The organism is Methylobacterium ajmalii, from assembly GCF_036448855.1.
Lineage (GTDB): Bacteria > Pseudomonadota > Alphaproteobacteria > Rhizobiales > Beijerinckiaceae > Methylobacterium > Methylobacterium ajmalii.
The window spans coordinates 11,811-32,752 of record NZ_JAZFXT010000052.1 but is presented as its reverse complement, the minus strand read 5'-3'; the positions used below and the strand labels follow the sequence as shown (position 1 = coordinate 32,752).

Here is a 20,942-nt window from a genome sequence, read left to right as displayed (position 1 = left end):
CTAACGCGCGGGGTCGGCGCCTGTTTCGTCCGCCCCGCGCTTAACCGCGCGGTGGCGCCTCGCCGGCTAGGATGCGCGGGTGAGAGGGCCCGCCGATGCACGCCGTCATCCTGACGAATTTCGCCACGCCGAAGGGCGGCGCCGAGAAGGTCGCGATCGAATCCGCCCGCGGCCTCGCCGAGCGCGGCGTCGCCGTGACGCTGATCCACGGGGTCGACGGGCCGGCCGACCCGCTCCTCGACCATTCCGGCATCCGCCGGGTGTCCTTGGGCCTCACCGACGTGTGGGAGCGGCCGGCCTGGCGCGGCGCGATCGAGGGGATCTGGAGCCGCGAGGCGGCGCGGCGCCTGGAAGCGGCGCTGGCGGCCCTGCCGGACAGGCCCGACGTGCTGCACCTGCACCAGTGGACCCGCTCGCTCTCGCCGGCGGTGTTTTCCGTGCTGGCGCGCCAGCGCGCCCCGGTGGCCGTGACCCTGCACGACTACTTCCTCGCCTGCCCCAACGGGGTCTACTACCGCTTCGACACCGCGGAGCCCTGCTCCCTGCGGCCGTTCTCGCCCGGCTGCCTCGCGGCGTCCTGCGATCCGCAATCGCGTACCCACAAGGCGGTGCGGCTGGTGCGCGGCTTCGTCCAACTGGCCGCGATCTTCCGCGGCTTCGGGCGCCGGCCGCTCGCCCTCGTCCACGTCTCCGACGGCAGCAGGGCGCGGCTCGAACCGATGCTGGCCGGCGGGCCGTTCTTCCACTACCGCATCGACAACCCGGTCCGGGTCGAGCGTACCGCCCCGGCCGATCCGGCCGGCGGCGACGCCGTCGCCTTCGTCGGGCGGTTCACCCGCGAGAAGGGGGCCGACCTCGTGGCGCAGGCCGCCCACCGCGCCGGGCTGGCGTCGCTGTTCGTCGGCGACGGGCCGCTCGCGGAGGAGTTGCGCGCCGTGCCCGGCGCCGAGGTGGTCGGCTGGCGCGCACCCGCGGAGGTCGAGGCGCTGCTGCGCCGCCGGGTCCGGGCCGTGGCGGCCCCGTCGCGCTGGCTCGAGACCGGGCCCTTGACCGTCTACGAGGCGCTCGCCGCCGGCATCCCGGCGGTCGCCTCCGACCGGGCCGGCGCCGGAGAGAAGATCCGGGACGGCGAGACCGGCTTCGTCGTCGCGCCCGACGTCGCGGCGCTCGCCGAGGCGTTCGGTCGCTTGAAGGACGACGCCCTGGTGCGCCGCCTCGGCGCGGCCGCGCACGAGCGCTACTGGGCGGCCCCGATGACGCTCGCCACCCACGCGGCGGCCCTGTGCGACCTCTATGCGGGGATGACGGGAGCCGCCGAGGCGCCATCTTTTCAGCGCAGTGCTGTCATGTGAGAGAGCACCCAGACACCGACAGGACACGAATGCCGATGCGCCGCCCGACGACCTCCCTGCTGCTCGCCGCGCTCCTCCTCGGCGCCGCCCACCCGGCAGGCGCGCAGGCCGAGTCGGTGCCGCCGTTCCGCGCCCTTCAGGACAACCGCACGGTCCCGGAGTCGAAGGCGCAGGTGCAGCTCTCCTTCGCGCCGCTGGTCAAGCGCGCGGCGCCCAGCGTGGTCAACGTCTACGGCACCCATGTCGAGAAGCGCGCCGCCAACCGCGGCGCCATGGACGAATTCCTGCGCCGCTTCTTCGGCGATGCCGGCCCGAACCTGCCGCAGGAGCGGGCGCAGCGCTCGCTCGGCTCGGGCGTCATCGTCGATGCCTCGGGGCTGATCGTCACCAACAACCACGTCATCGAGAACATGAACGAGGTGAAGGTGGCGCTGAACGACCGGCGCGAGTTCGAGGCGCAGATCCTGCTGCGCGACCCCCGCACCGACCTCGCCATCCTTAAGATCAAGAGCCCGAGCGGCGGCCTGACGCCGATGGAGATCGGCGATTCCGAGCACCTGCAGGTCGGCGACTTCGTGATCGCGATCGGCAACCCGTTCGGCGTCGGCCAGACGGTGACGCAGGGCATCGTCTCGGCGCTCGCCCGCACCCAGGTCGGCTCGGCCGACTACCAGTTCTTCATCCAGACCGACGCGGCGATCAACCCGGGCAACTCGGGCGGCGCGCTGGTCGACCTCAACGGCGGCCTCGTCGGCATCAACACGGCGATCTACTCGCAGTCCGGCGGCAGCCACGGCATCGGCTTCGCCATCCCCGCCAGCATGGTCAAGGCGGTGGTGGAGACCGCCAAGGGCGGCGCCAAGACGGTGCGCCGGCCCTGGCTCGGCGCGCGCCTCCAGCACGTCACCCCGGACATCGCCGAGAGCGTCGGCCTCGACCACCCGACCGGCGTGATGGTCGCCTCGATGCAGCCGAAGAGCCCGGCCGAGGAGGCGGGGCTCAAGCGCGGCGACGTGATCCTGGCGGTGGACGGCCAGACGGTCGACGATCCGGAGGCCTTCGGCTACCGCTTCGCCCTGAAGGGCATCAGGGGCGAGACCAAGCTGACGGTCCTGCGCGGCTCCAGCCGCACGACGGTGCCGGTGCGCCTCGGCCCGGCGCCGGAGACCCGCCCGCGCGACGCGCTCAAGGTGAAGACCCGCTCGCCCTTCCTGGGCTCCACGGTGGTCAACCTGTCGCCGGCGGTGATCGAGGACCTGCAGCTCGACCTGCCGGCCGCGACGCAGGGCGAGGGTGTGATCATCTCCGAGGTCGAGGCTGGCACCGTCGCCAACCGGGTCGGCCTGCAGAAGGGCGACATCCTGATCGCCGTGAACGGCACCCCGGTCGCCACCACCAAGGACCTGGAGCGGGTCACCCGCGCCACCGCCCCGATGTGGGAGGTCACGATCAACCGCGGCGGGCAGCAGATGACGTCGGTGTTCGGGGGGTAGGGGCGCCTATCGTTCCCGCGCGCCCGGCCTCGTTGTCCGGGCCCGGGAACGATAGGCGCCGTCCCGGGAAGAGGAGCACGGATCTTTTCCTCCTCCCGCGGGCGGCTACGAACGACACAGGCCTTTGCCGGGCCGGGCGACGACGACATCGGCGAGGGCCACGGCGAAGCGGTTCCTGCCGCGGGGCGTGGTCTTGGGTAGGATCTGGGGTCGGCGGGCTTGCCGTGGCGGTTCCAGCCACCGGAGCGTGCCACCATCCGCTCCGATAGCCATGCCCCACGGCCTGGGTCACAGCGCGTTCCAGCCCCCCAATTCTCCCATCCATCGCGCCCGAGCCGGAAAAAACGGACAACGCTCCGCGCAGAAAACGAGCCAGAACCTGCGCAGCCCGCAGCTGGCCGCGCGGAGGGGGAAACCAGCGTCGCGCCCACATCCCGAACTTCCTGCCCCTGAGGCAGTTACCCCGGCGCCCCGCGCCGGAGATCCCCGATGCCCACCCGCCCGACCTTCACCGCCCTGCTGCTTCTCGCCGGCCTCCTGCCGCTGACGCCCGCGCAGGCCGGGCCGGCCCAGGACTATATGTACCAGCGCCGCCAGCTCGGCCGCGGCCAGGTCTGCCGGCCGCCGCTGAAATTCGCGGCCGGCGCCTGCGTCCGGCGCTGCCCGGCGGGCTACCAGGACAACGGGGGCTATTGCCGGCTGCGCAACATGCAGCGCTGACCGCGACGCGGCGGGATCACACCGCCGCCTTATGGAAATGGCTGAGGAAGGCCTTCGTGGCGGCCTGCTGGGGGTCCTCGATGATCTGCCGGGCCGGTCCCTCCTCGACCACGAAACCGTCGCGCATGAACACGCAGGTGTCGGCGACGTCGCGCGCGAAGGCGATCTCGTGGGTGACGAGCACCATCGTCATGCCCTCCGACGCCAGCTGGCGGACGACGCTCAGGACCTCCCCGACGAGCTCGGGATCGAGCGCCGAGGTCGCCTCGTCGAACAGCATCACCTCCGGCTGCATCGCCAGCGCCCGCGCGATGGCGACCCGCTGCTTCTGTCCCCCGGAGAGCCGGTCGGGATAGGCGTCGGCCTTCTCGCGCAAGCCGACCTTGTCGAGGAGCCGGACGGCGAGGTCCCGGGCCTCGTCCCGCCCCCGGCCGAGCACGGTGACCGGCCCCTCCATGACGTTTTGGACGACCGACATGTGGGGAAACAGGTTGAAGTTCTGAAACACCATGCCGACCGTCGAGCGGAAGGCGGCGAGGTCCCGGTCCCGCGGCATCCGATGGTCGGGGCCGAAGCGCATCGCGTGCGACCCGATGCGGATCGTGCCCTCGCACGGGATGGTGAGGAGGTTCAGGCAGCGCAGCAGGGTCGACTTGCCCGAGCCGCTCGGGCCGATGAGCGAGAGGACCCCGCCCTTCGGCACGCTCAGGGAGATGTCCTTGAGCACAGGCACGGGGCCGAACGACTTCCTGACGTGCTCGACCGCGATCATCGTCGTCTCCGGCATGGCCCGCACCGCTTCCGTCGTCATGGGGTCCTTCCTCGTGCTCACCGGGCGAGCCTGCGCTCGAGGCCGTGGGCTAGGGTCGTGAGCGGGAACAGGATGATGAAGTAGATGACCGCGATCATCGTGTAGACCTCGAGCGGCTTGTACGTCGCCGAGGTGATGAGCTGTCCCTGGTAGAGCAGATCGGGAACGGCGAGCACGGATAGGAGCGAGGTGTTCTTCAGCTGGAGGACGACCTGGTTGACGAGGGGCGGGATCATCCGCTTGAGCGCCTGGGGCAGGACGACGCGCCGCATCAGCGCCGCCCGGCGCATGCCGAGGGCCCGCCCGGCATCCCACTGGCCGGTGTCGATCGAGGCGATGCCGCCGCGGATGATCTCGGCGAAGAACGACGCGCCGTAGAGCGTCAGGGCGATGAACGCCGCCGTCGCGGGCTTGAGCTCGACGCCGATCACGATTGGGAGGGCGTAGTAGATCCAGACCAGCTGCACGAGCACGGGCGTGCAGCGGAAGATCTCGATGAAGGCCAGGAGCGGGAGGGTCACCACCCTGGCGTCGGCGAGGCGCGCGACGGCGATCAGGCCGCCGACGACGAAGCCGGCGATCGCCGTGACGATGGTGAACCCGATCGTGTACAGGGCGCCGATCGCGATCAGGCCCTTGTATTGCAGCAGGAACGAAAAGTCCCACTCGTAAGTCATCGTCTGCTCCGGCCCGCTCTACGGGTATCGTGTCTGCGTGAGGCCCGAGTGAAACCAGCGGCCCAGGGTGATGACGTCGAAGACGGGGACGCCGAACGCCTCGGCGACGGCGCGCGAGAACGGCGGCAGGTTGGTGCATTCCATCACGACGGCGCCGACGTCGCTCCGCGCGATCAGCGCGCCCGCGGCCGCCAGGACGTCGCGGGCGAGGGCGGCCGCGTCGTAGGCCGCCTCCCGCTCGATCAGGCCGCGCAGCGCCCCGTTCGCCGGCAGGCCGACGACCGGCGTGGCGGGATCGGCCCCCACCTCGACGAAGTGGGCCGGCGTGAGCGCGTCGGCGTCGTAGGTCACGACCCCGGCCCGCTTGCCGCCGGGCAGGCAGCGGTCGACCAGCGGGAGCTGCATCAGGCTCGATGTCGCGAGCGGCAGCGACATCCGGGCGGCAAGCGCGCGCTGCCGCGCCGCGAGGAACCCGCACGACGTGATGACGCCGACGGCGCCGCGGGCCCGCAGCGCCTCCCCGGCCGCCACGAAGGCGTCCGCCAGGTCGGCGTCCCGCCCCCCGACGACCCGCCGCGCGGTGGCGCCGCGCACGACCTCGAACAGGACCGGAAAGGGCCAGCTCGCCGCGTGCCCGACATCGCCGGGGGGGCGCTCGAACCGGGTGTCGAGCATGATGATGCCCAACGGCGGGGCGGGGTCAGGGGGCATGGAGCGAGACGGGCAGGATGGGTCGAGGGCGCGAGGACCCGGCCCGGACGGGACGTCCCGGGCCGTGGCGACGGGCGCGCGTCATATGGTTTTCCGGAAGTCGTCTTCCGGAAACCAGGATCAGAAGGTGATCTCGGCCGGGATGTCCCCGGCCTTGACCCCGACCAGCTCCAGGCTGGAGGTGATCCAGCCCTTCATCACGCCGAGGCCGCGATTGTACTCGAGCCAGTTGTCGACGAAGGTCCGGAACCGGGGATCCGGCTCGGCCCGCACGCCGGCGCAGGTCGGCTGCGCGCTCGCCGGCGTCGGCACGATGATCTTGCCGACCTTGGGGTTCTTCTTCACCGTCACCAGCGACAGCATCGCGACCTGGATGACGCAGTCGGCGCGGTTCGACTGCACCGACAGCATGGCGTCGTCAGGGGTCTTCAGCGCGAGCAGCGTGGCGTTGGGGATGATGCGCCGGGCGAACAGGTCGTGGGTCGAGCCGATGTCGACGGCGACCCGGACCTCGGGCTTGTTGAGGTCGGCCCAGGTCTTCGGCTCGAAGCCCGGCTTGGCGATGATGGTGAAGGTGTTCAGCATGATCGGCCGGGTGAACTCGACCGTGAGGGCGCGCGAGGGCGTCGGCGACAGGCCGAACATGATGTCGATCTTGTTCGCCTGGAGGTCGAGCACCGCGTTGCCCCAGGTGGTCTCGGCGATCTCGAGCTCGGCATCCATCGCCTTGGCGAGGTCCTGCGCCATGCTCACGCAGAAGCCGGACCACTCCCCGGACGCGATGTCCTTCTTGTAGTACGGCTCGGTCCCGACGATGCCGGCGATGCGCAGCTTCTTGGTCCGCCGGATGCGCTGGAACGTGTTCTCGGCCGCGGGCCCCGTCTGGGCCTGGGCGCTGCCGATCGGGGAGAGGGCGGCCGCCGCCAGCGTGCCGGCGCCGAGAAGCGATGCGATGTCCCTGCGTGATACCATGACGGCCCCTCTCCTTGTTAGCTTGGCGGTTCTTAAACCCTTAGGCCGCAAGGCGGGAGTCTTGTCGATAGGCGCCCCGACGCCACCATGCCTGGATTGCGGGCAGGCCTGACAAGGGCGGCGCCAGGTTTCCGCCCCGCCCGCCGTGGGCGGGGCGGCGGCGCTACTTGGCGGCCGCCTTCACCAGCGGGCAGCCGCCCTCGGCGAGCGGCCGGAACGCCTCGTCGCCCGGCACCGTGGCGATGAGCTTGTAGAGGTCCCACTCGCCGGTGGATTCCTTCGGGGTCTTCACCTGCATCAGGTACATGTCGTGGACCATCCGGCCGTCCTCGCGGATCTTGCCGTTCGTCGCGAACATGTCGTTGACCGGGGTCTCGCGCATCCGGGCGACCACCGTCTTGGCGTCGTCGGTGCCGGCGGCCTGCACGGCCTTCAGGTAGTGCAGCACCGAGGAATAGACGCCGGCCTGGTGCATCGTCGGCATCAGCCCGGCCTTCTCCTTGAAGCGGGTCGCGAAGGCGCGGGTCTCGGGCGTGCGGTCCCAGTAGAAGGCGGTGGTGAGCAGCAGGTTCTGCGCCACCTCGATCCCGAGGCTGTGCACGTCGTCGATGTTGATGAGGAGCGCCAGCAGGGTCTGGCCGCCCTGGACGAGGCCGAACTCGTGCGCCTGCTTGATCGCGTTGACGGTGTCGCCGCCGGCATTGGCGAAGGCGATCAGCTTCGAGCCCGAGCCTTGCGCCTGGAGCAGGAACGACGAGAAGTCGGCGGTGGCGAAGGGCGCGCGCACCGTGGAGAGCACCTTGCCGCCCGAGCGCTTGACCTCCGCGACCGCGTCGCGCTCCAGCGCGTGGCCGAAGGCGTAGTCGGCGGTGACGAAGCTCCAGGTGTCGAGACCCTTCTTCACCGCGGCGTTCCCGGAAACGTGCGAGAGCGCGTAGGTGTCGTAGGTCCAGTGGATGCCGGTGGGCGAGCATTGCGGGCCGGTGAGGTCCGAGGTGCCGCCGCCCGAGACGATCAGCACCTTGCCCTTCTCCTTGGCGATCTGCTGGACCGCGAGCGCCACCGAGGAGGTCGGCACGTCGAGGATCACGTCGACGCCGTCGCGGTCGTACCATTGCCGGGCGATGTTGGAGCCGACATCCGGCTTGTTCTGGTGATCGGCGAACACGACCTCGATCGGCTTGCCGTCGAGGCTGCCGCCGAAATCCTTGACCGCCATCTCGGCGGCGATCACCGAGCCGCGGCCGGTGGAATCGGCGTAGACGCTCGACATGTCGTTGAGGACCGCGAGCTTGACCTTGCCGTCGGAGAGCCGCGGCTCGGCGGCGCGGCTGGGCACGGTCAGGGCACAGAGGGACGCGGCGGCGAGCAGCGCGGCGCGAAGGGGCGTGAGGGGCATTGGGCGTTCTCCCGGGCGCGTCCGCTTCTGGTCGAGCGGATCGTGGCGGGCCCATCAGAGGGGGCGGGGCGGCGGAGCGCAAGTCCGGGATCGCCCGCTCCGCACGCATCACGTCGGGGATCGCCCGGGCCTCGTCCTCGTCCCCTGCAACCCCGATCCGAGGGCCGGTCGGCCGTGGACAGCGACGGCGCAGTCTTTGCCCGAGGTCGATCCCGAGCCGAATCGTCGCGGAATGGTGGTAGCGCGGGATCGGGAGAACAGACAGCGCAGGCCTGCCAGACCGGACAGGCAGGATTCTCATCCGCCCCGCAAGGCAAACGATCGCAAGGCGCGAGTTGTCTCGAAGGTAAACTTGGCTGGGGGACGTGGATAGGGATCCACCGGACCGCCATACGAAAACATGAGATGGTACAGTGGGTTAGCTTCGCTTCCGCCACAGAATGCGTAGCAGCAGGGTGGAGCGGCAGCAAGGACGAACGCTGGGGCCAGCCTGAGGACGGCGGCGCACGGGGACGCACCCTTGCAGAGCCCCCGGCCATCCGCCGTCGATGTCCCGTAATCGCTTCTGGCTCCTTGAGTTCATAGCTTTGGCAGGAGGGTACGACGGCAGGGTCCGCGTAGGGTGCCTCACGCCCTCGGGGCTGGATGCGAGCGACGCGGCTGTGGTGAGACGCGTCGAGCAGGATGACACCGCACGGACGATCACGGGTCTGGCTGGCCGCTTCACGGCCCTGGTGCGCCGCAGGGAAGGGCAAGACCGTCACCAATGATCAGGATGCGGACGCCGCAGCGGACATCGCCGCCTGGATCACGCAAGCACGGAATTGCGACGCTCCTGCCATCGCGACGTTCGCCGCGGGATTGGAGGCGGACGTCGCCGCCGTCCGGGCTGCTCTCACGGAGCCATGGAGCAGCGGCCAGGCGGAAAGCCAGGTCAACCGGCTCGAGCTCATGAAGCGCCAGTGCTACGGACGGGCAGGCCTCGATCTCCTGAAGCGCCGCCTGGTTCCGGCCGCCCGATCCACGCAAAACGAGCAGGAACCAGAAAAAAGGGGCAATCCCAATCCCAGTCGGCGCCAGCCGCGTCTGGCTCACTGCAGCGACAGCGAAGTCGTTGTCGCCGCCTAGCTGCAGCGCCCGCAGTGGGACGATCGACCCAGGCGTCCGCATTGCCGAAGGCAACCCCCGCCCAGCCTCGTCAAGTCGGTCGGCCCGCGTCGGTCAGCCGCTTGAATCGGCTCACCGCGCGCGGTCCCTGCTTTGACCAGATCTCAGGCCGCGCGCACGGTCTCCAGGAACCGATCCACTTCCGCAGAGAGATGCTCTGACTGGCGCGAGAGCTCGGACGCGGATCCGAGAACCTGGCTCGCCGCTGCTCCCGTCTCCTCCGCTGCTCCCGCCAGACCGGCGATGTTGCCCGTCACAGCGCTCGTCCCCATGGCAGCTTGCGCCACATTGCGGACGATCTCCTGCGTCGCAGCGCCCTGCTCCTCGATGGCCGCTGCGATCGAGGCGGCCACGGCGCTGATCTCGCGGATACGGCCGCCGATCCCGCCGATCGCGCTGACCGCCTGACCCGTCGCCCCTTGAACCTGGCCGATCTGCTTACCGATCTCCTCGGTCGCCTTCGCGGTCTGGTCGGCGAGCTGCTTGACCTCCGCCGCCACGACCGCGAAGCCGCGCCCCGCCTCGCCGGCGCGCGCCGCCTCGATCGTGGCGTTCAGCGCCAGAAGGTTCGTCTGACCCGCGATCGAGGAGATCATCGCCACCACGTCGCCGATCTTGGACACCGCGCCGTTCAGCTCGTGCACCAGCCGGGCGCTCTGCTCGGCCTCGGACACGGCGGTCTGGGCGAGGGCGGCGGAACCGGACACTTGGCGGCCGATCTCCTGAACGGACGAGCCGAGCTGCTCGGCGGCGGCTGCGACGGCATCGACGTTGCTGGCGGCTTGGCTGGCGGTCGCCGCGACGGTGGTGGATTGGGCGGCCGTCTCGGAGGCGGTGGAGCTCATCTGCTGCGCCGTCGCCTGGAGTTCGGTGGCGGCGGCCGAGACCTGCGAGACGATGCCGCCGACCGCGCCCTCGAACGCATCGGCCATCTGGCGCATGCCGGCTTTGCGCTGCTCTTCCGCGGAGGCGCGGGCGAGAGCCGTCTGCTCTTCCAGGGACCGGGTATGGATCAGGTTGTCCTTGAAGATCTGGACCGCGCTCGCCATCCGGCCGAGCTCGTCCCTGCGGTCGATCCCCGGGACCGTCGTGCCGACCTGCCCCTCCGCGAGGCGCCGCATCGCCGCCGCGAGGTCGAGAATGCCCCGCACCACGCGGGTCTGCACGATCAGGACCGCGGCGACCGAGAGGAGGCCGGCGAAGACGATGACGACGACCGCCAGGACGAAGCTTCGTTGCGCCGCCGCCGATTCTGCCTTGGCTTTCGCGACGGCCGAATCGATCACGGCGAGCGCCACGTCGACGATCGCCCTCTGCCCCGCGATCACGCCGGCATCCCAGTCGGCCAGCGCGAGGGGAATCTTGCGCCCTTCCGCGACGGCCGCGACGGCGGTCTCCCGCATCGCCTTAAAGGTCCCGCCGTAATAGAGTTCGTTCGAACGCGCGTAGGTGTCCTTCACGGAGGCGTCGAACCCGCCGACGTCGATGATCCGGCCCGCCAGTTGCCAGGCCGTCCGGCTCTCGGTGAAGGCGCTGTTCAGCTGCGTCCAGTCGTTGGCCGTCGCGGCCTGGTCGGCGGCCAGGAGGCGGTTGACGACCAGGGTGCCGCGCCCGTCGCTGGTGCGCGCGGTCCACGTCGCCGCCCGGGCATCGATGCGGCTGCCCAACGAGGGATCGAGCCTCTGGATGACCTTCTCGGTCGCGTCCGAGGTCGCGTCGATCGCAACGAGCAACCGGCTGCCCAGCTCGTCGAGTCGCTTGGTCAGCGACGCGTCGCGCGCCGAGAGCTTCTGATCGTAGGCGGCATCCAGCGCCGGGCGCATCTGCCTCCACTCGTCGGTGAGGCGCTGAAGCTCGCCGCGCTTCGCCAGGACGGCGGGATCGGACACCTGGCCGAGATAGTCGAGAGCGAAGGAGATCGCCTGCTCGAAAGACTTGCGGGCGCCGAGCGACAGCTCGCGATGGCTGCGATTGAGGTCGGGCTCCCGCTGCAGCGTCAACAGCCCGTATCCGCGCTCGACGCGTGCCTGCGCCAAGCTCGCGAACAGGTTGCGGTCTGTCTGCATGTAGACCGCCACCTGGTCGGCCACGTTGCTGCGATCGCGGCTTTTGACGAGCTCGGTCCCAGCCAGGCCGACGGCCGATACTCCGAGAAGAACCGACGTCGATACAATCAAGGCACGAATTGACGGCACGGCGCCCTCTCGGATAAATAGTCTCAAGTCACGATATTGGAAATGCCTTAATCGTTGGTAAATTTCTGAGCTAATACTGATTATGAAGTCTATTGGCGCGCCTCCTGCCTTTGGTCAGATGCTGACAAGATGTTGCACGCTGGTGGCGCGCGAAGGGCGCGCGGAGACGGGCTCGAACAGGCGATCGATATCCGAGAGGCACGCCGCTCGTGCCCCAGCCCGTCACGCTCGCAGGTGGTCGCAGCCCGGGGCCCTGCAAGCCGGTCACGGCGGCGCGACGGTTCGTGGCCGGACCCGCCTGCGCGCGTTCATCGACACCGTGCCGCCGGGCTTGGCCCGGGGCACCGGCCCTGCGGGGCGCCGCTCACGCCTTGACGAGCGGGCACCCGCCCTGGGCGAGCGGCTTGGCCGCCTCGTCGCCGGGGATCTCGGTGACCACCTTGCAGTAGTCCCATCGTGCCTTGCTCTCCGCGGGCTTCTTCACCTGGAGCAGGAAGGCCGGGACCAGGGCGCGGCCGTCCTGGCGCACCACCGTCCGGCCGAAGGCGTCGTCGTCGGCCGGCATCTCCTTCATGCGGGCGATCGCCGCCGCTCCGCTCGCCTTGGCGGCCGTGACGCCGAGCGCGGCGACGGCCTTGAGGTAGTGGAGCGTGCCGGCGTAGCAGCCGGCATGGACCATGCCCGGATAGGCACCCTGCATCCGCGGCAGCACGCGCCTGGTGAAGGCGCGGGTGCGGTCGTTGGCGTCCCAGTAGAAGCTGTTGGTGTGCAGCAACCCTTGCGTCAGCGGCAGGCCGAGCGCGTTGATGTCGTTGAGGAACATGACGGGGGCGGCGATCCGCATCTGGTCGCGCAGGCCGAATTCGTCGGCCTGCTTGAGGCAGTTCACCATGTCGGTGCCGGCGAGCGCGAGACCGAGCACCTGCGCGCCGCTGCCCTGCGCGGCGATGAGGAACGACGAGTAGTCGGTCGCGCCGATCGGGTAGCGGGAATTGCCCAGCACCGTGCCGCCGGCCTGCTGCACGAAGCTCGCCGTCTCACCCTGGATCGCGTTGCCGAAGGCGTTGTCGGTGGTGATGAAGTACCACTTGCGCCCGCCGCTCTTCACCGTCTCGGTGCCGAGCGCCTTCGCCAGCATGTAGGCGTCGTAGGTCCAGTTGATGGTGTTTGGCGTGCATTGCGCGCCGGTGAACTCCATCGAGGTGACCGCGGTGCCGATGCAGGCCTTGTTGCGCTCGGCGGTGACGAAGGCGAGTGCGAGCGCGACGGAGGAGTTCGGCAGGCCGATCACCAGATCGACGCCCTCGGAATCGTACCAGCGCCGGGCTATCCCTGAACCGACATCCGGCTTGTTCTGGTGGTCGGCGAACACGACGTCGACGGAGAACCCGTGCTGCTCGGGTCCGAAATCCGCCACCGCCTGTTGCACGCAACCGACGCCGCCCGGCCCGAGCAGGTCGGTGTAGATGCCAGAGAAGTCGGCCAGCACGCCGATCTTGATCCTCGGCCCCTGGGATCCGATCCCTTGAGCGCGGGCACCACCGCTCCAGGCGGCCGCGAGCGCGGTGGCCCCACCCACGAGGGCTCGTCGCGAGATCTGCATCGTATCCTCCCGTTTGGTCTCAACCACGGTCCCGGGCCGCGGCTGGGTGCCGCGCGCTTCGCGAGATCGGGTCGGCTTTGCATCCCGCGACCGTGTGGTCAGGTCCGCGGGATGTCGGTCTCGATGGCGCCCGATAGGCGCGCGAGCGTCAGGCCGTCAGCCGGCCATCCTCGAGGCGGAGCAGCCCCAGCGGGTTCGCGGTGGAAAGGGCGTCCGGCAGCAGGGCGTCGGGCAGGTCCTGGTAGCTCACCGGGCGCAGGAAGCGGTCGATGGCGAGGCTGCCGACCGAGGTGGTGCGCCCGTCCGAGGTCGCCGGATACGGCCCGCCATGCACCATGGCGTGGCCGACCTCGACGCCGGTGCCGAAGCCGTTGACCAGGATGCGCCCGACCCGGCGCTCCAGCACCGGCATGAGCGCGCGGGCAGCATCATGGTCGGCCTCGTCGAGGTGCACGGCCGCGGTCAGCTGGCCCTCCAGCCGCTCCAGCACCGCCCGGATCGTCGCGAGGTTGGGGCAGCGCACCACCAGGGAGGCGGCGCCGAACACCTCCTCGGCGAGGGTATGGTCGGACAGGAACGCCTCGGCGGTCGTGGAGAACAGCGCCGCCTGGCCCTGATGGGTGCCGCCGGCGAGCCCCCGCGCCAGGGTGGTGACGGCGGGGTTGGCCTCGAGCGCCGCGACGCCGGCGCAATAGGCCCGGTGGATGCCGGGCGTCAGCATCGTGGCGGCCTGGATCTCGGCCAGGGCTGCCGAGGCCGCCTCGACGAAGCCGTCGAGGCCCGGGCCCTCGACCGCCAGGATCAGGCCGGGATTGGTGCAGAACTGGCCCGAGCCGAGAGTGAGCGAGCCGGCGAAGGCCCGGCCGATGTCGCTACCGCGGGCCTCGAGCGCCGCCGGCAGCAGGACGACCGGGTTGATGCTGCTCATCTCGGCATAGACCGGGATCGGGACCGGACGGGACGCGGCCGTGTGCATCAGCGCCGTGCCGCCGGCGCGGGAGCCCGTAAAGGCGACGGCGGCGATGCGCGGATCGGCCACCAGCCGCTGCCCGACGTCGCGGTTCGAGGCGAGCAGGAGCGAGAACGTCCCCTCCGGCAGCCCGCATTCCTGCACCGCCTTCTGCACCGCCGTCCCGACGAGCCAGGCGGTGCCGGGATGGGCGGAGTGCGCCTTGGCGACCACCGGGCAGCCGGCGGCGAAGGCGGAAGCCGTGTCGCCACCCGCGACCGAGAAGGCGAGCGGGAAGTTCGAGGCGCCGAACACCGTGACCGGGCCGACGGCGATCCGACGCAGGCGCAGGTCCGGGCGCGGCAGCGGCTTGCGCTCGGGTTGCGCCGGGTCGACCCGCAGGCCCAGGAAGGCGCCGCTGCGGACCACCTCGGCGAACATCCGCAACTGGCCGACGGTGCGGCCGCGCTCGCCTTCGAGGCGGGCGCGGGGCAGGCCGCTCTCGGCCATGCAGCGCACGATCAAGTCGTCGCCGAGATCGAGGAGGTTGCGGGCAATGGCCTCGAGGAACGCCGCACGGTCTTCGAGGGACGTCTCGCGGAAGGTGTCGAAGGCCGCGTCGGCGAGCGCGCAGGCCCGCTCGACATCCTCCAGCGTCGCCGAGGCGAAGGCCGGCTCCAGGCCGTTGCCGGTGGCGGCCTCGACGGCGCGGAAGGTCTCCCCCTCGCCGCGGACCTGGGCGCCCCCGATCAGGCTGGCATTGCCGATGTTCATGTCGTCGCTCCGGTTCGATCGCTCGTCGTGGTGTCGGTGGAAGGCTCCGCCTCAGCGGCGTTGAGCGTGAGCCCGGTCCGTCCATCCGGCACCGGTATGGTCCAGGCATCCGCAGGGGTCGGACGCCGCATCCGTGTCGTTCGCGACCTCCGACGCCGCCCACCGGCGCAGGCGGGAGGTCTTCCCGATGCCGGGATTGAAGGCGTTGGTCGGATCGAGGCTACGATAGAAATCCCTCAGCGCCGGCTTGGCCTCGTAGAGGTGGCCGACATTGTGCTCGGCCGGATATTCCGCGCCGCGCGCGTCGAGCAGGGCGCAGAGCGCGTGTTCCAGCGCCTCGCAGTCCTGGCCTTTGTGGACGAGGTATTCCTGGTGCATGACGTGGCACAGGAAGTGCCCGACATAGATCTTCAGCGCGATTCTTTCCTCGATGTCCGACGGGAGCCGCTCGAACCAGTCGAGCGCGTCGCGCGGGAGCGCGACGTCGAGGGCGACGATGTCCTCCACGGTCCGTCGATGCACCGTCCGGTAGCGCACGACGGCGCCGCCGGTCACGAAGCGGTTCAGGAGGGCGGCACGGCCCTCCTCGTCGTCGCATTCGAGGAAGGCACCGTCCTCGGAGGGGAGGATCGACGAGAGGTAGTCCCGCATCTCCGCGATGCCGGCGCCGCCGGTGCGGAAGATCAGGTGATGCGCGTAGCGGTCGCGGTACCCGATCAGGCGAGCCGGCATGTGCTCCGGCAGGAGCCGGGTCACGGCCTGCAGCAGGTGATCCGACACGGACTTGCCGAGGCCGACCGCCTCGGTCACCCCGTCGAACCAGCTCTTGGCCGCGTAGGCGCGCGGCACGTTGATCGCGCCGAACCGGCGGATGAAAAGGAAGAGATCCTTGCCGTAGGTCTGGGCGGCGCGGAAGGCGTCCGCGTGCATGTACTCGCCGGCGATCGGCAGGTTCTCGAACCGGCCGAGAACGTGCCGGCGGATCGATTGCAGAACGGCCGGATCGTTCGTCCCGACGTAGAACACCCGCTCCTCCGGCTCGACCGCGAAGGTATCGAGCCGCACGGCGAAGACCGCGACCTTCCCGGCCGAGCCCGAGACCTCGTAGAGCCGCCGCGGATCGGCGTTGAAGCGCGCCGGCGTGGCGGCGTCGATGTCGCGGACGTGCCCGAGATACTCGCGGTCCGAGGCCCAGGCGCCGTTCTCGTCGTGGATGTCGGAGGGGCCGTAGGCCGCGCGGTCGAGGCGCCCCAGGATCTCCTCCGGGGAGGTGCCCAGCGCGACGCCGAGATGGTTGACGAGTTCCAGCCGCCCCTGCGCGTCGATCCGCGCGAAGAGCGAGAGCTGCGTGTAGGCCGGGCCGCGTTGGACCAGCGAGCCGCCCGAATTGTTGCACACGCCCCCGGTCACCGAGGCGCCGATGCAGCTCGAGCCGATGACGGAATGCGGCTCGCGGCCGATCGGGCGAAGGCGCCGCTCAAGGTTCTCCAGGGTGGCGCCGGGCAGGCAGACGACCTGGTGCCCGTCCCGGATCAGGTCGATGCGGATCATGCGCAGCGTGCTGACGATCACGATCGGCCGGTCGTAGCCGTCGCCGAACGGCGTCGATCCCCCCGTCAACCCGGTATTGGCCGCCTGCAGGATGATGGCGACGTCGTGATCGACGCACGCTTGCAGCACCCTCCACTGCTCGAGGAGCGTGCCCGGCTGCACGGCCGCGGCGATCTCGCCCTCGCCGTAGCGGTAGCCGGTACTGAACCGCCGCGTAGCGCGCCGGCCGACATGAACGTGACGGGAGCCGACGATCTCGGCGAGCCGCGCGATGAGGACCTCGGACATTCTTCTTGCTCTCGATGTCGTGGCGCGCGACCGGCAAGGACGCGACCTCATGCTCGCGTCCTCACGGCGCCCGATCGCGCTCCGCCTGCTCTGCTGCCCATCGACCTTGCGACACGACGTATCGCACCTCGCGCCGACGTAACGACCCCATCCCGGTCGGACGAGGGAAGACGCTCGCCGTCGGGCCGCATTCACGCTTGTTCGCGCGTGCGCTCTGCCCTCGACTTCGGGCCGCCGTGCCGTTGCACGGCCCTGACTTGATCACGCCGCCCCGACGACCGGCCCGGGTCGGCGGCGACTATAGGAAAGCACGACGACGTGTAAATCCGGCGCTTGAGGATAGCGATATAACGGCAGGAAATACCGGGCGCCCGGCACCCACGCCCGTTCGCCGGATGGCCGTCCGCCTCGAGAGCGCCCGGCGCGCGGCGGTCATCGCATGGTCAAGGCCCGGATGAACTCCGCGGCCGCCGGCGGGAGCGGCGTCTTGCGGCGGGTGATCACCTCGTAGGCCTGGCTCTTCGAGCGCAATCTGAAATTGAGCGTCCGCGCTGCGCCGAGATCGACGAAGAAGGCCGCGACGTCGCTCGACAGGAGCGCGATGTAGTTCGGGCTGGAATGAAGCAGCGACATCGTCGCGAAGGCCGATCGCGTCTCCACCAGCGTGCGTGGAAACGCCAGGCCGGCCTCGCGGTATTCCTGCTCGAGCGAGATGCGCATCGGCATCATGGCGGTGTAGACGATCCACCGCGACTGCGACAGCTCCGCGAGGGTCACCCGCTTGCGCTCGACGAGCGGATGGGCCGGGTTGGCGACGACCGTGAGCAGCTCGTCGTGGAACGCGACGGTGTCGTAGAGCTCGGGCCTGCCGCTGACGGAGCTTCGGCCGATCATCAGATCGAGGTCGCCGCGGTCCAGCAACCGCAGCAGTTCCACGCTCGTATCCTCGAGGATCTCCAGCGAGACGTTCGGGAAGCGTTCGGAGAACGTCCCGATCGCCTCGGTGACGATCGGGGTCGCCCCCATGATCGTCCCGATGCGCAGCTTCGCCCACGCGCCTTCGGCGATGTGACGCAACTCTTCCTCGAGGCTGCCGATCTGCGACAGCATGACCTTCGCGTGGCGGATCGCGCAGGCCCCCGCGATGGTCGGCGTCAGGCCCCGGTTGGTCCTGGTGAAGAGCTGCTGCTCCACCATGTCCTCGATCTCCTGCAGGCTCTTGGTCGCCCGCGGCTGGCTCATGCCGATGCGCGTCGCCGCCCCCTTCAGCGAGGCGCTGTCATCGATCGTGGCGAGGAGGAGCATCTGCCGCATCGTCAGGCGGCCCAACCCGCGGGTGACAGGCTCCGACATTCGATATTCGCTTTCGTTATATCCGTATCGGAATTCAAGGCATTTACAGCAGAGAACTTACCGGTAGCTTCACGGCAATTGCGACCGCACCGGACCCGATGGGTCACGGGAGCGCCGTTGCCGAAGATTGCGTAAAGGTGGAGGAAGCCGTTGCCGCTGATCAACTACGTCACCCGGGTGCAGTTCGGGTACGGGGTGCTCGACACGCTCGACGCGGAGCTGTCGCTCGCACGGATCGACCGGGCCTTCATCGTGACCGACGCCACGCTCCAGCGCCTCGGCATGGTCGACCGGATCCGCACCCGGCTCGGCGACAGGGTCGTCGGCGTGTTCGATGCGACCCCCAGCAATCCCGACGAGGCCGCGGTCCGTGCGGCCACCGACCTCTTCCGGGCCTGCGGTGCGGACGGCCTGGTGGCGTTCGGCGGCGGTTCGGCGCTCGACCTCGCCAAGGCCGTCGCCGTCATGGCCGCCCATGACGGCCCGCTGAAATCGTTCGCCGTCATCGAGGGCGGCTCCGAGCGCATCACCGCCGCCACCTTCCCGACCGTCGCGATCCCGACGACGTCGGGGACGGGCAGCGAGGTCGGCCGCGGCGCCATCCTCATCCTCGACGACGGCCGCAAGGTCGGCCTCCTGTCGCCCTACCTGATCCCCAAGGCCGCGATCTGCGATCCCGAGCTGACGCTGAGCCTCCCGGCCACGCTCACGGCGGCGACCGGCATGGATGCGATCTCTCATTGCATCGAGACCTTCCTGGCTCCCTCCTTCAACCCGCCGGCGGACGGGATCGCGCTCGAAGGCCTCCGTCGCGCCTGGGGGCACATCCGCGCCGCGACCGAGACCCCGCAAGACCGCGACGCCCGCCTGAACATGAGCATCGCCGCGACGATGGGCGCGATGGCGTTCCAGAAGGGGCTGGGCTGCGTCCACAGCCTCAGCCATTCCCTCGGCGGTCTCAATCCGCGGCTGCATCACGGCACGCTCAACGCCATCTTCATGCCGGCCGTGCTGGCGTTCAACCGCGACGACGCGACCGTGATGGCGGAGGGGAAGTTCGCCCGGCTCGCGCAGGCGATGGGCCTGAAGGACGAGGAGGAGGTCATCCCGGCCATCTCCCGGATGACGAAGCAGATCGGCTTGCCGAGCGGGCTCTCCGCGCTCGGCGTCGAGGAGGCGCTCTTTCCCCAGATCGTCTCGGGCGCGCTCAAGGATCATTGCCACAAGACGAACCCGCGCGAAGCGTCGGCGGCGGATTACCTGGCGATGCTGGAAGGCTCGTACTGACGCTTCGTCGGCGGCACGTCGCTCGAACGGGCCGCCGGTCCACCGCGGTCGCGGCGCGAAAGCGCGACGACGGCGAGAGGCCGCGACGCATCTCGTGACGCGCCCGCACCGTGCCGGCGGCGTGACGGCGCGCCACCAAGGCCGTCTGCCCGCGAGCGAACGGCGTCGCTCCGCTCGCGGGCCGACACCCGCGCCCGGCCGAGCCTGCCCGCCGGGCGGTCCGGGACACCAAAATACGACCAAGCAAGAGGGGAAACGATGTCCATGGAAGCTGATAACGCCCTGCAATCGGCGACGCTGAGGACCGTGACGTGGCGGCTCATCCCGTTCGTGATGCTGCTCTACTTCATCGCCTATCTGGACAGGGTCAACGTCGGCTTCGCCGCGCTGACGATGAATGCGGATCTCGGTTTTTCCGCCACGATCTACGGCATCGGCGCCGGGGTCTTCTTCATCGGCTACGCGCTGTTCGAGGTTCCGAGCAATATCTTCCTGCACAAGGTCGGTGCCCGCATCTGGATCGCCAGGATCATGATCACCTGGGGCCTTCTGTCGGCCAGCATGGCCTTCATCCAGGGCCCGATCAGCTTCTACATCGTGCGTTTCCTGCTCGGCGCGGCGGAGGCCGGCTTCTTTCCGGGCATCATCCTCTACCTGACCTACTGGTACCCGGCGAAGGCGCGCGGCAAGGCGGTGGGCCTGTTCATGGTCGCGATCCCGCTGTCGGCGATGATCGGGGCTCCGGTCTCCTCCGTGCTCCTCGGGGTCGAGGGGTTCGGGATGAAGGGCTGGCAGTGGATGTTCGTCATCGAAGCCGTTCCGGCGCTCCTGCTCGGCTTCGCGGTGCTGGCCTACCTGACCGACCGGCCCGAGAAGGCCGCGTGGCTGCCGGTGGAGCAGCGTGACTGGCTCATCCGGACGATGGAGGCGGAGCGCGCCGGCATCGCGAGCGATCACGGTCACAAGTCGCTGAAGACGGCACTCCTCGACAAGAAGGTCCTCGGCTTCGCGTTCATCTACTTCTGTGTCGTCATGGGTTCGTACACGCTCGGCTTCTGGCTGCCGCAGATGATCAAGAGCTTCGGCACCATGAGCAACCTGCAGATCGGCATGGCGACCGGCGTCGTCAACCTGTTCGCCGTGATCGCGATGATCTACTGGACGCGGCGGTCCGATGCCCGCCAGGAGCGGGTCGGCCACTTCGCGACGGCCGCCCTCCTGGCATCCCTCGCCTTCGGCGTCTGCGCGGCCACGCTGACGACGCCCGCCATCGCGATCGTGGCACTGACCTTCGCGGCGATCGGCATCTACTCGGCCCTTCCGACCTTCTGGACCCTGCCGACCTCGTTCCTGACCGGCGTCGGCGCCGCGGCGGGCATCGCGCTCATCAACTCGATCGGAAACCTGGCCGGCTATCTCGGACCGTTCGTCATGGGATATCTCAAGGATACGACCGGCAGCTACAGCAGCGGCCTGGTGATCGTGTCCGGCCTTCTGGCCGGCGGTGCGGGGTGCCTTCTCCTGCTCGCGCGCAAGAAGAACCGGATCGGCGCGATGGAACACGCTCATTAACGACTGGCGACTGGGATGCGGGAGGCGTGCCGAAAATCGGCACGCCTGGGAAAAGCGCCCGATCGGCT

Annotated in this window: 16 protein-coding genes; 6 read left to right on the top strand and 10 right to left on the bottom strand. The window is 69.8% G+C overall.

Going from position 1 to position 20,942, the window contains the following annotated elements; genetic code table 11:
• Window positions 1–95: 95 nt before the first annotated feature.
• From V3T34_RS21320 to V3T34_RS21310, 3 genes are all read left to right on the top strand, one after another.
• Window positions 96–1,352 (top strand): glycosyltransferase family 4 protein, encoded by a 1,257-nt coding sequence (locus tag V3T34_RS21320; protein ID WP_305078368.1) that lies wholly within the window; start codon window positions 96–98, stop codon window positions 1,350–1,352.
• Between the two features lie 35 nt (window positions 1,353–1,387).
• Window positions 1,388–2,845, top strand: coding sequence for a DegQ family serine endoprotease (locus tag V3T34_RS21315; RefSeq protein WP_305078369.1), 1,458 nt, complete (start codon window positions 1,388–1,390; stop codon window positions 2,843–2,845).
• 489 nt (window positions 2,846–3,334) lie between these two features.
• Window positions 3,335–3,565: a hypothetical protein gene (locus V3T34_RS21310; RefSeq protein WP_091886947.1), complete on the top strand. Its 231-nt coding sequence runs from the start codon at window positions 3,335–3,337 to the stop codon at window positions 3,563–3,565.
• A gap of 16 nt (window positions 3,566–3,581) precedes the next feature.
• On the opposite strand, the gene V3T34_RS21305 is transcribed toward V3T34_RS21310, so the two are convergent.
• The 5 genes from V3T34_RS21305 to V3T34_RS21285 all read right to left on the bottom strand — a co-directional run bounded on the left by V3T34_RS21305 (window position 3,582) and on the right by V3T34_RS21285 (window position 8,135).
• Window positions 3,582–4,352, bottom strand: a complete 771-nt coding sequence (locus V3T34_RS21305; RefSeq protein WP_305078382.1) for an amino acid ABC transporter ATP-binding protein — start codon at window positions 4,350–4,352, stop codon at window positions 3,582–3,584.
• Window positions 4,353–4,393: 41 nt separating this feature from the next.
• A complete protein-coding gene (locus tag V3T34_RS21300) occupies window positions 4,394–5,053 on the bottom strand; it encodes an amino acid ABC transporter permease (RefSeq protein WP_060846197.1) in 660 nt (219 codons plus the stop codon).
• Window positions 5,054–5,071: 18 nt separating this feature from the next.
• Complete coding sequence (locus V3T34_RS21295) at window positions 5,072–5,764, bottom strand: aspartate/glutamate racemase family protein (RefSeq protein WP_305078370.1); 693 nt, start codon at window positions 5,762–5,764, stop codon at window positions 5,072–5,074.
• Window positions 5,765–5,884: 120 nt separating this feature from the next.
• Complete coding sequence (locus V3T34_RS21290) at window positions 5,885–6,736, bottom strand: transporter substrate-binding domain-containing protein (protein ID WP_305078371.1); 852 nt, start codon at window positions 6,734–6,736, stop codon at window positions 5,885–5,887.
• Between the two features lie 163 nt (window positions 6,737–6,899).
• Window positions 6,900–8,135: an ABC transporter substrate-binding protein gene (locus tag V3T34_RS21285; RefSeq protein ID WP_305078372.1), complete on the bottom strand. Its 1,236-nt coding sequence runs from the start codon at window positions 8,133–8,135 to the stop codon at window positions 6,900–6,902.
• A gap of 684 nt (window positions 8,136–8,819) precedes the next feature.
• Here V3T34_RS21285 and V3T34_RS21280 point away from each other — a divergent pair.
• Window positions 8,820–9,263 (top strand): transposase, encoded by a 444-nt coding sequence (locus tag V3T34_RS21280; RefSeq protein ID WP_407942746.1) that lies wholly within the window; start codon window positions 8,820–8,822, stop codon window positions 9,261–9,263.
• A gap of 143 nt (window positions 9,264–9,406) precedes the next feature.
• Here V3T34_RS21280 and V3T34_RS21275 read toward each other — a convergent pair whose 3' ends face one another.
• From V3T34_RS21275 to V3T34_RS21255, 5 genes are all read right to left on the bottom strand, one after another.
• Window positions 9,407–11,497 (bottom strand): methyl-accepting chemotaxis protein, encoded by a 2,091-nt coding sequence (locus V3T34_RS21275; RefSeq protein WP_060847767.1) that lies wholly within the window; start codon window positions 11,495–11,497, stop codon window positions 9,407–9,409.
• Between the two features lie 364 nt (window positions 11,498–11,861).
• Window positions 11,862–13,100, bottom strand: a complete 1,239-nt coding sequence (locus V3T34_RS21270; protein WP_305078374.1) for an ABC transporter substrate-binding protein — start codon at window positions 13,098–13,100, stop codon at window positions 11,862–11,864.
• Between the two features lie 148 nt (window positions 13,101–13,248).
• On the bottom strand, window positions 13,249–14,823 hold the full coding sequence (locus V3T34_RS21265; RefSeq protein WP_305078375.1) for an aldehyde dehydrogenase (NADP(+)): 1,575 nt from the start codon (window positions 14,821–14,823) through the stop codon (window positions 13,249–13,251).
• Window positions 14,824–14,874: 51 nt separating this feature from the next.
• On the bottom strand, window positions 14,875–16,662 hold the full coding sequence (dld, locus tag V3T34_RS21260; RefSeq protein ID WP_305078376.1) for a D-lactate dehydrogenase: 1,788 nt from the start codon (window positions 16,660–16,662) through the stop codon (window positions 14,875–14,877).
• A gap of 432 nt (window positions 16,663–17,094) precedes the next feature.
• Window positions 17,095–18,015, bottom strand: a complete 921-nt coding sequence (locus tag V3T34_RS21255) for a LysR family transcriptional regulator (protein WP_060846233.1) — start codon at window positions 18,013–18,015, stop codon at window positions 17,095–17,097.
• Between the two features lie 150 nt (window positions 18,016–18,165).
• Between V3T34_RS21255 and V3T34_RS21250 the strand changes: the two genes are divergently transcribed.
• Together V3T34_RS21250 and V3T34_RS21245 are read left to right on the top strand one after the other, a co-directional pair.
• Window positions 18,166–19,302 carry an iron-containing alcohol dehydrogenase gene (locus V3T34_RS21250; protein WP_305078378.1) on the top strand — a complete coding sequence of 379 codons (1,137 nt, stop codon included), beginning with the start codon at window positions 18,166–18,168 and terminating at the stop codon, window positions 19,300–19,302.
• 264 nt (window positions 19,303–19,566) lie between these two features.
• Entirely contained in the window at window positions 19,567–20,874 is a 1,308-nt protein-coding gene (locus V3T34_RS21245) for an MFS transporter (protein WP_305078379.1), read from the top strand.
• Window positions 20,875–20,942 lie beyond the last annotated feature (68 nt).